The 15,370-nt window shown below is 58.8% G+C and carries 14 protein-coding genes and 1 other RNA gene; 8 read left to right on the top strand and 7 right to left on the bottom strand.

Annotated features, from left to right (window positions below; translation table 11 throughout):
* The first annotated feature begins 172 nt into the window (after nt 1-172).
* A complete protein-coding gene (locus tag ACMVPR_RS00075; protein WP_300581510.1) occupies nt 173-502 on the top strand; it encodes a 5-aminolevulinate synthase in 330 nt (109 codons plus the stop codon).
* Between the two features lie 31 nt (nt 503-533).
* On the opposite strand, the gene ACMVPR_RS00070 is transcribed toward ACMVPR_RS00075, so the two are convergent.
* Both ACMVPR_RS00070 and ACMVPR_RS00065 read right to left on the bottom strand, forming a co-directional pair.
* On the bottom strand, nt 534-1,295 hold the full coding sequence (locus ACMVPR_RS00070; RefSeq protein ID WP_292266266.1) for an ABC transporter permease: 762 nt from the start codon (nt 1,293-1,295) through the stop codon (nt 534-536).
* Nucleotides 1,292-2,224, bottom strand: coding sequence for an ABC transporter ATP-binding protein (locus tag ACMVPR_RS00065; RefSeq protein ID WP_416881187.1), 933 nt, complete (start codon nt 2,222-2,224; stop codon nt 1,292-1,294). The genes ACMVPR_RS00070 and ACMVPR_RS00065 overlap by 4 nt, the downstream gene beginning before the upstream one ends.
* Nucleotides 2,225-2,372: 148 nt before the next feature.
* Here ACMVPR_RS00065 and ACMVPR_RS00060 point away from each other — a divergent pair, with 148 nt between their 5' ends.
* A complete protein-coding gene (locus ACMVPR_RS00060; RefSeq protein ID WP_416881186.1) occupies nt 2,373-3,353 on the top strand; it encodes a DMT family transporter in 981 nt (326 codons plus the stop codon).
* A gap of 48 nt (nt 3,354-3,401) precedes the next feature.
* Here ACMVPR_RS00060 and hemE read toward each other — a convergent pair whose 3' ends face one another.
* Nucleotides 3,402-4,436, bottom strand: a complete 1,035-nt coding sequence (gene hemE / locus ACMVPR_RS00055) for a uroporphyrinogen decarboxylase (protein WP_416881185.1) — start codon at nt 4,434-4,436, stop codon at nt 3,402-3,404.
* A gap of 101 nt (nt 4,437-4,537) precedes the next feature.
* Between hemE and hemC the strand changes: the two genes are divergently transcribed.
* Nucleotides 4,538-5,500, top strand: a complete 963-nt coding sequence (hemC, locus tag ACMVPR_RS00050; protein WP_416881184.1) for a hydroxymethylbilane synthase — start codon at nt 4,538-4,540, stop codon at nt 5,498-5,500.
* Between the two features lie 12 nt (nt 5,501-5,512).
* Here the strand turns inward: hemC and ACMVPR_RS00045 are convergent, their stop codons facing one another.
* From ACMVPR_RS00045 to nudC, 3 genes are read right to left on the bottom strand one after another with little or no spacing between them, the layout of a single operon-like run.
* Nucleotides 5,513-6,319, bottom strand: coding sequence for a DUF4198 domain-containing protein (locus tag ACMVPR_RS00045; protein WP_416881183.1), 807 nt, complete (start codon nt 6,317-6,319; stop codon nt 5,513-5,515).
* Complete coding sequence (locus ACMVPR_RS00040) at nt 6,316-6,783, bottom strand: SRPBCC family protein (protein ID WP_416881182.1); 468 nt, start codon at nt 6,781-6,783, stop codon at nt 6,316-6,318. The genes ACMVPR_RS00045 and ACMVPR_RS00040 overlap by 4 nt, the downstream gene beginning before the upstream one ends.
* A 40-nt stretch (nt 6,784-6,823) precedes the next feature.
* Nucleotides 6,824-7,792 (bottom strand): NAD(+) diphosphatase, encoded by a 969-nt coding sequence (gene nudC / locus ACMVPR_RS00035; RefSeq protein ID WP_416881181.1) that lies wholly within the window; start codon nt 7,790-7,792, stop codon nt 6,824-6,826.
* 124 nt (nt 7,793-7,916) lie between these two features.
* On the opposite strand from nudC, the gene ffs reads away from it, so the two are divergent.
* Nucleotides 7,917-8,015, top strand: an RNA gene (gene ffs / locus ACMVPR_RS00030) — signal recognition particle sRNA small type.
* 106 nt (nt 8,016-8,121) lie between these two features.
* On the top strand, nt 8,122-9,900 hold the full coding sequence (locus ACMVPR_RS00025; protein ID WP_416881180.1) for a tyrosine-type recombinase/integrase: 1,779 nt from the start codon (nt 8,122-8,124) through the stop codon (nt 9,898-9,900).
* 313 nt (nt 9,901-10,213) lie between these two features.
* Here the strand turns inward: ACMVPR_RS00025 and ACMVPR_RS00020 are convergent, their stop codons facing one another.
* Nucleotides 10,214-10,675, bottom strand: a complete 462-nt coding sequence (locus tag ACMVPR_RS00020; protein WP_416881179.1) for a very short patch repair endonuclease — start codon at nt 10,673-10,675, stop codon at nt 10,214-10,216.
* A gap of 67 nt (nt 10,676-10,742) precedes the next feature.
* Between ACMVPR_RS00020 and ACMVPR_RS00015 the strand changes: the two genes are divergently transcribed.
* From ACMVPR_RS00015 to ACMVPR_RS00005, 3 genes are all read left to right on the top strand, one after another.
* On the top strand, nt 10,743-12,296 hold the full coding sequence (locus tag ACMVPR_RS00015; RefSeq protein WP_416881178.1) for a DNA cytosine methyltransferase: 1,554 nt from the start codon (nt 10,743-10,745) through the stop codon (nt 12,294-12,296).
* 65 nt (nt 12,297-12,361) lie between these two features.
* Nucleotides 12,362-13,855, top strand: coding sequence for an ATP-binding protein (locus tag ACMVPR_RS00010; RefSeq protein WP_416881177.1), 1,494 nt, complete (start codon nt 12,362-12,364; stop codon nt 13,853-13,855).
* The coding region (locus tag ACMVPR_RS00005; RefSeq protein ID WP_416881176.1) for a Z1 domain-containing protein at nt 13,852-15,370 on the top strand (1,519 nt) is incomplete at its 3' end. The genes ACMVPR_RS00010 and ACMVPR_RS00005, both read left to right, overlap by 4 nt.

The following is a 15,370-nucleotide window of genomic DNA, read 5'->3' as shown; positions in this document are numbered from 1 at the left end:
CCGTTTCTAAGAAACGGACCGCACGTTTGCACACCAATCGCCCTATAGGTTTGAAAACCGACCTAAAATTTGCCCCGAGGTACGGTTTTCCAGTCTTTGCAAAACCACAAACCGTGGTATTCTTCGGCATCAAAATTTTTCAGACTACCCATTTTTTGAAACGGACATTCCAATGCTTGTTGTCGAATTTTTTTCGAACAAGGCCGTTTTGGCCATCGCAGCCGGAGTCGGCTACGCCATTGCAACACTCTTGATGAAAATCGCCTCGGAAGACCTGACGACGGCCGTGATCGGTGCCATCGCCTTGGTTCTGGCGGCCGTTGTCATCGCCGAAATCCTGCTCTTGCGGCAAGTCGATCTGGGTCTTGCCTATATCGCCATCATGGCGACGGAAACGCTTCTGGTTCTGCTGGCAACCTATTTCGTTGGCCAGCCCCTGTCAGGCCGCGAACTCGCGGGCGGGGCGCTTGTCTTGGCGGGCGTGGCAATCGTCAGCTATTGATGATTTTCGGCAAAGCCTGGGCGCACGTGTGCTATTGCCGAATGCGCCAGCCCGTCTTGAAGATCCACCAGATGATTGCAAGACACAGAACCGTAAACCCGGCGATGGCCAACAGGCTCAGCCCGATGGGCACATCCGCAAACCCGAAAAACGACCAGCGGAAGCCAGAGACAAGGTACACGACCGGGTTGAAGAACGAGATCGTCTGCCACACGGGCGGCAGCATAGAGATCGAATAGAACGACCCGCCAAGGAACACCAAAGGCGTGACCACCAGCAGCGGGATCAGTTGCAACTGCTCGAAATTCCCGGCCCAGATGCCGATGATGAACCCGAACAGCGCAAAGCTCAGACAGGTCAGAACAAGGAAAGCCAGCATCGCCAGGGGGTGCTGGATGCTCAGGTCCACAAACAGCGCCGAGGTTCCAAGGATCACGATTCCGATGAACAGCGCCTTCGTCGCCGCCGCCCCGACATAGCCCAGAACGATCTCAAGAAAGTTGATCGGGGCCGACAGAAGCTCATAGATCGTGCCGATGAATTTCGGGAAATAGATTCCGAAGGACGCGTTGGAAATCGCCTGCGTCATCACCGACAGCATGATCAGTCCCGGCACGATAAACGCGCCATAAGACACCCCCTCGACCTGGTCGATCCGGCTGCCAATAGCCGCACCGAAGACCACAAAGTAAAGCGATGTCGAAATCACCGGCGACACGAAGCTTTGCAGCAACGTGCGGAAAAAGCGCGACATCTCGAAGACATAGATCGCGCGGATGGCTTGCCAGTTCATGCCGCGTCCTCCTGTTTCGAGACCAGCCCGACGAAAATATCCTCAAGCGAGTTCTGCCGCGTCTGCAAATCGCGCAGCACCAGTCCGGCCTCGCTCACCTCGCGGATCAGCGTGGCAATACCGGTGCGCTCTTGTGCGGTGTCATAGGTATAAACCAGCGCCTGCCCACTCTCTTCGATCCGCAAACCGCGATCCGCCAGCGCAGCGGGCAACGCTTCAACCGGCTCGTGCAGTTCGATGCGCAGCTCCTTCTGCCCAAGCCGCGTCATGAGCGCGGTCTTTTCTTCGACCAGCAGGATCTCACCCTTGTTGATCACCGCAATCCGGTCGGCGATGGCCTCGGCCTCTTCGATGTAATGGGTGGTCAGGATGATCGTGACGCCCGCCTTCTTCAGCCCGGCCACGATCTCCCACATGTCCCGGCGCAATTCGACATCGACCCCGGCGGTTGGCTCGTCCAGAAACAGCACCCGTGGCTCGTGCGCCAACGCCTTGGCGATCAGCACACGCCGCTTCATCCCGCCTGACAGTTCCATGATCCGGTTGTCTTTCTTGTCCCACAACGACAACTGCCGAAGGATGCGTTCCAGCAAAGCGTCATCCTTGGGTTTGCCGAACAAGCCCCGAGAAAACCGCACCGTATTGATCACCCGCTCGAACGGTTCGAGGTTGATCTCCTGCGGCACCAAGCCAACCAAAGACCGTGCGCCGCGATAATCGGTCACAACATCATGCCCGCCCACGGTGATTGTGCCGGATGTCGGCTGCGTGATCCCGCAGATCGTGGAAATCAGCGTGGTCTTCCCCGCACCATTGGGGCCGAGCAGCGCCAGGATTTCGCCTTCGTGAATATCCAGCGACGCGCCTTTGAGCGCTTCCAACCCGCTGGCATAGGCTTTACGCACATCTGTGATCCGCACCATGGGCATCGCGTGGCCCTCCTTTGCAATCGGACAGGCGGCATACCTAATACGACGCATCGCAGACGCAATGGCGAAAGTCGTGCGCCAGAACGCATGCGATGTGCACGTCGTTTTTGGACCTGACCTTGCGGATCGTTGGGCCTATGCCTGACCCATGAACGCCCAGTCTGACGCAAACATAGCCCGTGGCATCACGCTGATCTGCATTGGCGTCTTTGCCATTTCGATCAATGATATGCTGATCAAGGCATTGTCGGGCGGCTATCCTCTGCACCAGATCGTGTTCAGCCGCACCGCTATTGGGATCCTGTTCTCTTTCGTGATGCTCCACCGCGAAGGCGGTTTATCCCTGCTGCGTACCAATCGTCCCGGCCTGCATGTTCTGCGTGGACTGACGCTGGTAGCCGCCAACATGACCTTCTTTGCCTCACTCGCGGTTCTGCCCCTAGGCCTGACCACAGCGCTCTTCTTTGTTGGACCGCTGTTCATCACGCTGTTCAGCTTTGTGTTCCTCAAGGAAAAGGTCGGTCCCTTAAGGCTTGGCGCAATTGTCTTTGGCTTCATGGGGGTGATCGTGATGCAAGAGCCGTGGGGCGAGGCATCAATCTATGGCCCACCATGGCTTTTTGCCCTACCGGTGATCGCAGCGGCTTTGTATGCGTCGATGGCCGTGTTGACCCGTGCGCTGGGTGTCAAGAGCACCGCCGCCGCGCTCACCATCTACAACCAGTTGATGTTCTTGCTGGTCTCCAGCCTGTTCTTCCTGATCGTGGGCGACGGAAAAGTCGATCCCGGCCCGGACTCGCCCAGCCTCCATTTCCTGTTCAGGGCGTGGGTCTGGCCCAGCGCTCAGGACTGGCCGCTTTTCCTGCTGACCGGCGTCTGCAACGGCATCATCGCTTATTGCATAACTGCCGCCTACCGCATGGCACCCTCTGCCAGCATCGCGCCGTTCGAATATATCGGGCTGCCGCTCGCGATCTTCTGGGGTTGGTTGATCTTTGCCGAATGGCCGACGCCCGCGATCTGGACGGGCTGCGCCATGATCCTTGGCGCAGGTCTGTTCGTGTTCCTGCGCGAACGCCAGAAGGGCAAGGTCATCGGACCCACGCGTCCCGGCAGCCACGTGCCCTGACACCTCCGGTCCCGGAGGTGCAAAACACGTTGACGGGTTTTGGCGGGGTCAGGCCCCGCGCACCGTGTCGATCATCAATTGAACGTTCTCGGGGTCTGCGTCAGGAGTGATCCCGTGACCAAGGTTGAAGATATGCGGTCCGTTCTTGAGCGCATCCACAACCTTGCGGGTCTCATCCACGAGTTGCTGACCACCTGTCACCATGTGATGCGAAGCCAGGTTGCCCTGCACACAGCCACCGGGCTGCACATGCTCGGCCACCCATTCGGGCGTCACACTGTCATCGACCGCCACACAATCGGCCCCAGTTGCCGCATGGAACCCAATATAGCCATCCCCTGCCTGACGCGGGAAAGCGATCACGGGAATGCCGGGATGACGGCGCTTGATCTCTTCTGTGATGACCTTGGCGGGGTACTTGGCATACCGCTCAAAATCGTCGCCCTTGAGCGATCCCGCCCAACTGTCAAAGATCTTGACCACTTCGGCCCCGGCATCGATCTGTGCCGACAGGTAGTCGATGGTGCTTTCCGTCAGCCGCTCCAGAATCGCCTCAAACAGCGCGCGGTTCTCTTCCTTGAGCGCATGTGCCGGCCCCTGATCCGGCGTCCCCTTGCCCGCGATCATGTAGGTCGCCACGGTCCACGGTGCCCCGGCAAACCCGATCAGCGTCGTTTCCTCGGGCAGTTCGCGACGCAGGATGCGCACTGTCTCGTAAACCGGATTCAGCGTGTCGTGAATCATCTCGCCGCGGCCCAGCTTGTCGAACTCGGCCTGAGTGGTAATCGTCGACAGACGCGGGCCTTCGCCCGTCACGAACCAAAGGTCCGCACCCAGCGCCTGCGGCAGCAGAAGGATGTCGGCAAACAGGATCGCTGCATCGAACCCGTAGCGGCGGATCGGCTGCAATGTGACCTCGGCCGCAAGCTCCGAATTGTAGCACAGCGACAGGAAATCCCCGGCCTGCGCGCGGGTCGCGCGGTACTCGGGAAGGTATCGTCCAGCCTGACGCATCATCCAGATCGGCGGGGTCGGAAGAGTTTCGCCCGCAAGGGCACGGAGGATGGTTTTTGTCTGGCTCATCAGGTCTTTCCTTGTCTATGCCCCTCGGATCAACCGTAGAAAAGCATATGTCAAGACAAGCATGGTTGTCAGGACAAGTTTACACGCATAAAGATCGATTCATGACGATTGACCTGCCCACACCCGACCAGCCCCTGAACATCGGCACCCGCGGATCTCCGCTTGCATTGGCTCAGGCTTATGAAACCCGCGAACGCCTGTCCAAGGCGTTCGACCTGCCGTTTGAGGCGTTCAACATCGTGGTCATCAAGACCACGGGCGACGACCGCACGCTGATCGATGCGGACCGCCCGCTGAAAGAGATCGGCAACAAGGGTCTGTTCACCAAGGAAATCGAAGAAGCGATGCTCGAAGGCCGTATCGACATCGCGGTACATTCGATGAAGGACATGCCCGTCGCCCAGCCCGCGGGACTGATGCTTGATTGCTACCTGCCCCGTGAAGATGTGCGCGACGCGTTTATCTCGCACAATGTGACGCAGATCGCGGACCTGCCGTCTGGCGCAATCGTGGGCACCTCATCTTTGCGCCGCCGCGCACAGTTGATGAACCGCCGCCCCGACCTCAACGTGGTGGAATTCCGGGGCAACCTGCAAACACGCCTGAAAAAGCTCGAAGACGGTGTGGCCTCCTGCACATTCCTTGCTATGGCGGGCCTCAACCGGCTCAAGATGGATGAGGTTCCCAAGACCGCCATTGAAACCGCCGACATGCTGCCCGCCGTGGCGCAGGGTGCTATCGGGATCGAGCGGCGAGTCGATGACCCACGCGCCGCCGAAATGCTGGCCGCGATCCATGACACCCCGACAGGTCAGCGCCTGGCCGCAGAACGCGCATTCCTCGCGGCTCTTGACGGGTCTTGCGAAACACCGATTGCCGGTCTGGCCGAACTCGACGGGGGCACGCTCCGTTTGCGCGGCGAAGTGCTCCGCCCCGACGGTTCGGACGCCCATACCGATGAGATCAGCGGTGCAATCGCCGATGGCGTTTCGATGGGCCAAGCCTTGGCGCGGACCCTGCTGGATCGTGCAGGCCCCGGCTTCTTCGACTGGCACGGCAAATAAAGCGCGTGCCGGTCACTCCGGCACGGCAAAGGTCAGCGACGCCCAAAGACTTTCCCAAACGGGATCTTTCTCGGCCTGCGGCTCCATCGGTCGCAGGACGACGGCATCAGCGAGGTAAGAATAGCCCGGCTGCACCGGCAAGGTGACCCGGCCGTCGGCGTCTGTGCGATGCAGACTCACCTCGACCTCACCCGAAGGAGGCCGTGCAAACAATTCCACCTGAGCATCGGCACGCGGCGCGCCATTGTAGAGCACACGGATCGGGAAACCGCCCGAGATGTCGTCTGTGTAGGGGTTCGCTTCGGCGACGATTTCGGTGACCAGCCCGACCTCGGCATCGGACCCCGCACCATCGCCCACCGCGATCAGGCTTTTCGCATAACGGCTGTATAGCTCGATAAACCCGGTTTCGGGCAATCCGCGCGCCGCGTGCTCGTCCAGCACACCTTCGAAATCCTTGTGCTCGACAAAATTCACGAATTTCTGCCAGACGCTGTAGGTCAGCGTGTAGTCCTTCGTCTGATGGATGATCACGCACAACCCGTCCCAAGGGGCAGCTACATTCAACGCAGGACGGTCCCCGGCGCGGCCCGGGACCGGATCGACCATGCCGCCGCATTGCATGTCGAAGCGGACAAAGTTGCGGTCCAGATAGGACTGTTCGGCTCCGGCAAAATTCTCGCCAACCCGCAAAGTGGCCACCAAGGTCCCCCCGGATGGCACCGCGTATTCCACCGGATCAATCCAGAATTCATGCGCTGTCGCAGTGACAGGCAAGAGGGTCAGCGCGATGGCACCAACGGTTTTGAAAAAGCTCATGCGGTTTTGACCACCCTGTTTTCGATCTCGCGCGCATATTGAGTGATGCGCGCCTTGAACCGCTTGTTGATGCTGGACCGCGCCAATTTGAACGATTGCACCAACAGTCGCGCGGATAGAGTTTTGGGGCTCATCTTGAACACGAGGTTGACCCGGGTCCGGTTCGGTGAAAGCGGCACCAATTCGATCAGGGTCGTTGTCTCCAATCCTCCCGACACCCCCCCGAACTGCACCATATTCGGTGAATCATAAGCCTGAAGCGTGATCTTCGCTGTCCGTTGCTTCCCGCGAAACTTGAACTGTGTTTCCCATCCGTCGCCGATAGACGGGGCCGCCCCCCGAAACTGGCGTCGCACCTCGATTCCACGCCGCATGGCCTGGCGCTCCATCGCGTCGAATGCAGTCAGTTCTGCAAACACATGCTCGATCGGAGCAGCTAAATCCTCGGTACCCGTCACTTGCATCGGCGTGCCCCTGTTCGCCTCACGTTTCCTTAGAGTTGCGTCATTCCAGCGTATCGGCAAGCCAGTTCCGCAATAAAAAATGTGCGATCGCCCCTTTACGTGCGGGCAAGAGTCCCTGCCTGATGCCTGCGAGTGCATCCATGACCTCTTCGCGGCTGACCCACAGCGCATCCTCGATCTCATGCGGATCAATCGTGATTTCTTCGCTCGTCGCTATACCGTGGCACCCGAACATCAGCGAGGCGGGGAACGGCCAAGGCTGGCTGGACAAGTATCTCACCTCCCCCACGCGCACGCCAGCTTCCTCCCAAACCTCGCGACGCACCGCCGCCTCGATGGTCTCGCCCGGCTCCACAAAACCCGCCAAACAGGAATACATCCCTTCCGGCCAACCATGCGAGCGGCCCAGAAGCACCTTGTTGCCATGCGTGATCAGCATGATCACAACCGGGTCAGTACGGGGAAAATGGCTCGCCCCGCAGGCCTGACACACCCGCTGCCAGCCGGCTTGCGTGACGTCGCTCGGCGCGCCGCATTTCGCGCAGAACCCATGCGACTCGTGCCAGCTCATGATCGCCTTGGCGGTTGCCGCCAGTTCTGCATCCCGCGCGCTGAGCGCCGTCATGATGCTGCGCAGTTCCGCAAATCCCTGCTCCTGCGGCAAAGTCGGATGCGACTGGACGCTCCGGTCGATGAACGCCCCCACATCACTCAGGTCCGTGTCCGGGGTCCAATCCGAGACATCATGCGCAAACCGTGCCGCTCCGTCTTCGCGCCCAAGAAGAATCGGTGCGCTGCGGGCCTCTTTCAAAATCGGATGATTCAGCGGCAGACGCACCAGCGTGCAGCCGCCATGTGATTGATCGACCAACGGCTTGCCTTTCCACAGGACGATTGTCCGCGACCCCGCGTCCTGCAGAAGGGTTGCAAGCGCCGGGATATCCCCCCGCAATTCTGCCGCACGATCCAAGCCCGAGCCGCCAAAAGTCACCTGTTCCGCGCTGCGCATCGCACACCTCAACTCCTGCCATGGACTGCGATTGCCACGCGACGGCGAAAAGAACAATGCACGAGGCCGCATTCGCAAAGGCCATTGGCTTGCAATTCGCGCAGACCTCCCTTATCTCAAGCCTCGAGAGGTTGGCGCGGGCGAGCACCTCGCCAACCCGGTCAGGTCCGGAAGGAAGCAGCCGTAACGAGCCCCGCTTGGGTCGTTGTCCAGCCTCTCACCTTACACCCCCTTAGCGCCTTGAAAATGCACAAAACCCCAAGTTTCCAAGGGCGCATGCTACAAAATCTGCTACAAATTCAGCTACAAATCAGCCCCTAGAGGTAGGTATGAAGCACGTCCAGAAGGTGCGTGGTATATGGGTGGTCCGTGTTACGGTTCCGGAAGAATTGCGGGACATCATCGGCGTTCGAGAACTCGTGGAGCGCGGCTTGCCGAACGACACCAGACAGAGAGAACGCTTGGCTGTCGGTATCATAAATGGATTCTACGCACGTATCGAAGAGGCACAGGAGCAGCTTGCGACGCGCGGAGATGCTCCTGCCCCACATCTCTCTTCGCTGGCAAAAGCCCACTATCAAAGCAAACTGTCAGTCGACTCTCAGAAGCGGTCTGCAATGCCAACCCCCGATGTGATCGCTGCCGAGGAGCAGAGGATTTACGAAAGGATCGACAAGGGCGAAATCAGCATCTCGAATGGCTTCGCTCCGATGATCAACGCCATGACAGATCTTGAGCTGATGCGTGGTGCGCGAGATCACGATGCTCGCTTGCGCAAACGCAGGCTTGATGCCCTTCGTTCTGGCCTCGTAGCCCGAGATACCAAACTGGTTGAATCAGACCTGCGACGCCTCACGTCTGCCCAGAAGCTTTTGGGCGGGCCGGGTTCAACTCAATGGATTGATCTTGGGCTTGCGCTGATGCGCGCAGAGATCGAAGCCTTGGAGCGCACGATCGAGCGGGACGCTGGAGATTACGGGGGACAACCGCAAGATCCACTGCTGACGGAGCCGGAAGTCGAACCGACTCAATCCGTTGGATACCAAGGGCGCGCAGTATCGGGAATGACACTGTCAGGCGCTTTACAGGCATTCCACAAAGAAAGAACTGCAGGTGGTAGCACCTTGGCTGCGAAAACAATGGAAGAGCACAAGAATGCCGTCCGTATGTTTAACGAGTTTATGCGAACCGACGTGCCAGTGCGCAAAATCTCAAAAAAGGATGTAATCGACTACAAGAATGCTCTATTGAACACGCCCAATCGATATACAATGCGGTTTCCTGGCCTGACACTACCGCAGGCGATCAAGGCGAATGCAAAACTAGGTAAACCGCACGCGACGCTCGCGCCAAAGACAATCAACATGAAATGGCTGTCACATTTGTCTAGTATTCTGCAATGGGCTTCAAATAACGGGCATTTGGAAGTGAATCCTGCACAGGGGATTCGAGTAGACACTGGAAGCAAAGTTCACCGGGAACCTTCTTATCTTCCTTTCACTCGGGATGAGCGAAATCTGATTTTTGGTCACGAGATGTTCTCAGACCCCAGCACTTATGGGACCAATCAGTGGGCGTTGCTCGTCATGCTTTACACAGGAGTGCGGAACTCTTCAGAAATGGCCAGGATGCCGTTGACAAACATCTATGAGGAACAAGGCATACCCGTTTTCTTTCTCGCGGATGCTTCAAAGAACCAAAGAAGCAAGCGCCTGGTGCCAATCCATGACGATCTGATCTCAATCGGGCTCATGGATTATGTGCATCGACTGCGCGAAAAGAACGAAACCTACTTGTTCCCTGAATGGGCACGGAGAACCGACAAGGTAAACGACTGGTTCAACAATACGTTTCTCGTAGGTATTGGCATCAAGACGAAGCAGAAAGTCTTCTACAGCTTCCGGCATACTCTTGCGACTGAACTCGCTCGTGCGGGCGTTCCACGCGAGCTGTCGAAAATGATCTCTGGCCACGCCCCACAAGAGGTTGCGTCTGTCTATATCCATGCCTCACCGGTGCAACTGATGGCCGAGGGGCTGAACAAGGTAAGGTTTGATCTTCCGATCTTGGCCTTTTTCCGAGATAATCAAATTATGCGTCGATCATAACGTTTCGTGTGAAGAATACTCCCACCAGCTTGAGCAGTTGTTCTGAACTCGTGAGTTAGACTACAATCGTAAGAACCTTTTTCTCATCAAACCTCAAGACATGATCAAAAAGACTATATTTTTCTTGACCTCCCTTGAGTGAGAAGTCCGACCAAATGACGTGGGAACCGCAATCCTCCAAATAAACACTGATATTTCACTTTAGCCCAATTATCATTTAACTCTGATCTAAAACTAACTTGGCGTACGAGCAAAATTCCGTATGAAATAGCGCTTAGACTAGAGTTAAAATTTGAAGGTCTGTTTGGGCACTTCAGCATCCACAATCATTCCTGCCAATTTCAATGAAAGATCCGCCTTCGAGTATCCAATCCGCCAATTGCTCGATGGTGAGATCAGCATTGGCCTGCTTTTTCAGCGCACATTCCCAGACAATCGCGATCCGCCAGCCCTCATCCGACAACGTTGCCACGACTTTCTGATCGCGCCGGATATTGGCCGCGAACTTCGCCGCCCAGAATTCGGGGCGCGTGGCAGGCGTCGATGCAAATCGACAGCCTTCATGTCGGTGCCAGAAGCATCCATGCACGAAAACGGCGACCTTGTGTTTGGTCAGGACCATATCCGGTCGGCCGCTCATGGTCTTGGGGTGAAGCCGGTAGCGGAACCCGCGCGCGTGAAGGGCCCGGCGCAGCAACAGCTCGGGCCGCGTATCCTTGCCGCGTATTCCCGACATCATCCGGGAACGGATCTCCTTGTTGACAATATCTGCCATTTGGCTCCTGGCATCGTCCCTCTCACCTAGTATACAGGCATCAGTCCCCTGACGAGAGGTCCCTGATTTGCCAGCCAAATTCGGCATTGTCGATCTGTTTGCCGGTCCTGGCGGGCTTGGCGAGGGCTTCTCCTGCGTCAAGGCGGGTGACCACGCCCCCTTTCACATCGGCATCTCGGTCGAAAAGGAAACCTCGGCGCATCGGACACTCAGGCTGCGGGCCTTCCTGCGGGAACATCACGCGCAGCACGGAACGCTGCCGCAAGCCTTCGCCGATTTCCATGCCGGGCTTTCGGACGAACCGGACTGGCACGCGGTTAACGCCAATGCATGGGCGCAGGCCGAGGCAGAGGCGCTCTGCCTTGAACTCGGGACCGAGGACGCGGGCAAGGCCATAGACGCAGTCATCACGAGCCTGCGCCGGGACTACGACGACACGATCCTTATCGGCGGGCCACCCTGCCAAGCCTATTCGCTTGTCGGCCGCGCCCGTTCGAAGGGGAAGGTCGGCTATGTGCCCGAGGAGGACGAGCGGCACTACCTGTTCCGGGAATACATCAGCGTCCTCGACCGCCTGCGCCCGGCGGCCTTCGTGATGGAAAACGTCAAGGGCATGCTCTCCTCGACCATCGAAAGCCGTCTCGTGTTCGAGATGCTGATGGAGGACCTGGCATCGCTCGGCACGGGCAATGGCCACCAATACGAGCTGCGCGCGATCCATGTCGAAGACGGCAGGGCCAGCCTGCGCGAGGCCGCGCAGCCATCCGACTTCATCGTGCGGGCCGAGCGGTTCGGCGTACCTCAACGGCGTCACCGCGTCATCATCATCGGGATTCGCTCCGATCTCGCCAAGGGCGCAAGCGCTGCCGAGATCGCGGTGTCGGATGTTGCCCGGACGGTCAATGACGTGATCGGGAACATGCCGATGCTGCGCAGCGGGATCAGCCGGGGTCGGGATGACCCGGACGAATGGCGGGCAATCGTGATCAATTCTGCGCGGCTGCTAGGCAAGCTGCATGGCGGCAAGGACAATGCGGCGATCAGGGATGGCTTCAAGGATGTCGCGAAACGGCTGAAAGTGGGAGGGCCAAAGGCTCGCTCGGTGTCTCGACTTCCCGAGGCGTATAGCACCGCCAACGACGCTCTGCTGCAGTGGCTGGAAAGGCCGGGACTGCGCGGGCTGGCGCAGCACGAAACACGAGGGCACATGGCGCCGGACCTTGGCCGCTACCTCTTCGCGGCCGTGTTCGGCAACGTGCATGGCTACAGCCCGAAAGCAGCCGATTTCCCTTATGTCATTAGCCCAGACCACAAGAACTGGGACAGCGGAAAATTCAACGACCGTTTCCGGGTCCAACTGGCAGGTGAGGCCTCCACGACTATTACCAGTCACATCTCGAAGGATGGTCATTACTTCATTCATCCGGACCCCATGCAGTGCCGCAGCCTGACAGTGCGAGAAGCTGCTCGTCTGCAGACCTTCCCCGACGACTATCTTTTCCTCGGCAACCGGACGCAGCAATACGTGCAGGTAGGGAACGCCGTGCCACCGTTTCTCGCGCGGCAGATCGCGGGTCTTGTCCATGCTGCGCTGACAAACCAAGGCAAACTACAGCTCTGAAGACCTTGCAATATCGAGATCCTCCCGCCAAAGTTGTTGAGAAGCTTGGATAAACGAAGGATAGCATGCAGGAAGTTGTTTCGACACGTCGCGCCGATGCAACTCCGCATGCAGCCTCATTGATCGAGGGCTTGAGGGATATCGGCTATTCCCTCGAGACCGCAATTTCTGATGTCATCGACAATTCGATCACTGCGGGAGCGCGTCGCGTCCGGATCGTGACCGAGACCTTTGCGGACGAGCCCCATATCGCCATCATCGATGATGGGGGCGGAATGACAGAAGAAGAATTGATAGCGGCCATGCGTCCGGGGAGCCGCAACCCCTTGGCATCACGGGATGAGCCCGACCTGGGCCGTTTCGGTCTTGGCATGAAGAGCGCAAGTTTTTCGCAATGCCGGCGGCTGACAGTCGTGTCGCGCAGGGATGGCAGGACATCGGCGGCTGTCTGGGACCTCGACGATGTCGCGGAGCGGAACGAGTGGGCTGTGCAGCTGCCGGATGACGTTTCGGGAATTCCCGAGGTCGAAAAGCTGGGAGAAACCGGCACCCTCGTTCTTTGGGAAAAGCTTGATCGCTTGTCGGGCGGGTATGCCCACAACGCCACAAAGCGGGCCGAGGTGATCAATCAGCGCATTGCCGAAACGGAGCGGCACCTGCGTCTCGTCTTCCACCGTTTCATGGAAGATGCAAAACCGCTTTCGATTTCGCTGAATGGCCGGGTGCTTCCGCCTCTGGATCCATTTGCCCGAAAAAACCCGGCAATAATTCCCGACCCCGAGGAGCGTCTCTCGCTGATCCGGGGTGATGTTGAAATCCAGAGCTTTACCCTTCCGCACCACAAGCAGATGGGTAAGACGGACTGGGAAGACATTGCCGGACCGGAGGGCCACCTGAAGTCGCAAGGCTTCTATCTTTATCGTGGCAAGAGGCTGATCCTGTATGGGACCTGGTTCGGCCTGTGCCGTCAGTCGGAACTGACCAAGCTGTCGCGGGTCAGGATCGACATTCCCAACAGCATGGATGCTGACTGGAAGATCGACGTCAAGAAATCCTCCGCGCAGTTGCCGCCCATCGTCAGGGACCGCCTCAAGAAGGTCATCGAGCGGATTCAGGACGGATCGAAGCGCACCTACCGCAAGCGCGGTCAGAAGTTGGTGGATCACGAGCGTCTGCCCATGTGGCATCGCATCCAGGCCGAGGGGCAGATCCGTTACAGGCCGAACGTCGAGCATCCGGCTTTCGCGGACTTTGCCGAAAGTCTGCCGCCAGACCTGCGCCGCGGTTTCTTCAATTGCATCGCTCTGGTCGGTGCGTCCCTGCCGATCGAGACGCTTCACGCCGACATGGCCGGGACGGCCGAAGAGATCGTGCCTGATCGGGTGGACGAAGACACCCTTGCACAGGCTGTTCAGGCGACCCTTTCCGTTCTGATGGGTGCGCGAAAGGATATCAAGGAAATCATGGCCTTGATGAAGGATGTTGATCCGTTTCGGTCTGCCTGGGACGATACTCAGCGCATCATCGCGACGACGCTTGAAGAAAAGGAGCAGCAATGACCCCGCTTCTCAGCAGTCTCGAGGGCATGACGTCCATGTACATGGCGTCCCAGGCGGGGCCCCACACTGCGCAGTCCATTCGCGACATCATCGCCCAACTGCGCGAAACCCCGATGTTCGCGGGCAAGATCGAGGATGAAGACGCCGAGGAACTGGCGCGCCTGATCGAGGAGAAATACGGCATCAGCATGGGGCTCGGCGCCATCGTGGATGCGGAGGATTTCAAACCCTGGCTTCATGACGCGCGGATCAATGGCGAGGTCGGGGATTTCTACTGGGGGCGGTATCGCAAGCTTCTGGGCCTGAAGGGGCTTCCCAAGTCGGTGATCGACGGCACGGACGAGGTCACGGACAAGGTGCTGGACCGCCTCGGCAACCCGAACAACCTGAGCCCCTGGAGCCGCCGTGGCATGGTCGTGGGGCATGTCCAGAGCGGCAAGACCGCGAACTATACCGGCCTGATCTGCAAGGCGGCGGATGCGGGCTACCGGCTGATCGTCGTGATCGCCGGCATCCACAACAATCTGCGCAACCAGACCCAGGCGCGGATCGACGAAGGCTTCATCGGGCGGGATACCGGGCGGCTGGCCCATGCCAACAAGGCGCAACGGCAGAAGATCATCGGCGTCGGACAGTTCGATCAGCGCGAATTTCCGGTGTCGTTGACCAACACTCTGCGCGATTTCAACAAGGCAACGGCAACCACCTTCACCGCGCAGCTGAGCCAGATCAACGTGCCGGTGGTGCTGGTGATCAAGAAGAACTCCAGCACGTTGAAGAACCTTCTGGAGTGGCTGAAAGAACATTCCGTTCACCAGAGCACGCAGATGGTCAGCCAGCCCATGCTGCTGATCGATGACGAGGCCGACAACGCCTCGATCAACACGGCCTATCAGCGGGACGAGGTGACGCGGATCAACAGCCAGATCCGCGAGCTGCTGTCGCTGTTCCATCGCAGTTGCTATGTCGGCTACACCGCGACGCCCTTCGCCAACATTTTCATCGATCCGGACACCGATGACGAAGCGCTGAAACAGGACCTGTTTCCCCGGGATTTCATCATCGGGCTGGATGCGCCATCGAACTATTTCGGGGCGCAGAAGATCTTCCTCGACGCGCGCGATCAGCACATCCGACTGATCGACGACAACGAGGACGTGCTGCCGATGAAGCACAAGATCGACCATCCGGTCGATGTGCTGCCCGGCAGTCTGATCGAGGCCGTGCGCGCCTTCATCGTGGCTCGGGCGATCCGGAATGCGCGCGGGCAGCAGGCTGGCCATGCGTCGATGCTGGTCAATGCCTCGCGGTTCACGGACGTGCAGGGGCGCTTGCGGTCGCGGATCGCCGATGTGGTGGCGCGCATTCGTGATGTTGTGGCCGTAGAGGCGGGCAAGGGGTCGGCGGCGCTTCGGAACCCCGAGATCGCTGCGCTGCACGCGACTTGGAAACGGGAATTCGCCGACGCGGAGGGGGGCGACTGGCCATCGGTGCAGGCGCGGTTGCACGAGGTTC

The sequence above is a fragment of the Marivita sp. genome (assembly GCF_048006345.1).
Classification (GTDB): Bacteria; Pseudomonadota; Alphaproteobacteria; order Rhodobacterales; family Rhodobacteraceae; genus Marivita.
Note: the sequence above shows the minus strand (reverse complement) of the source record. Positions and strands in the feature narration are given on the sequence as shown.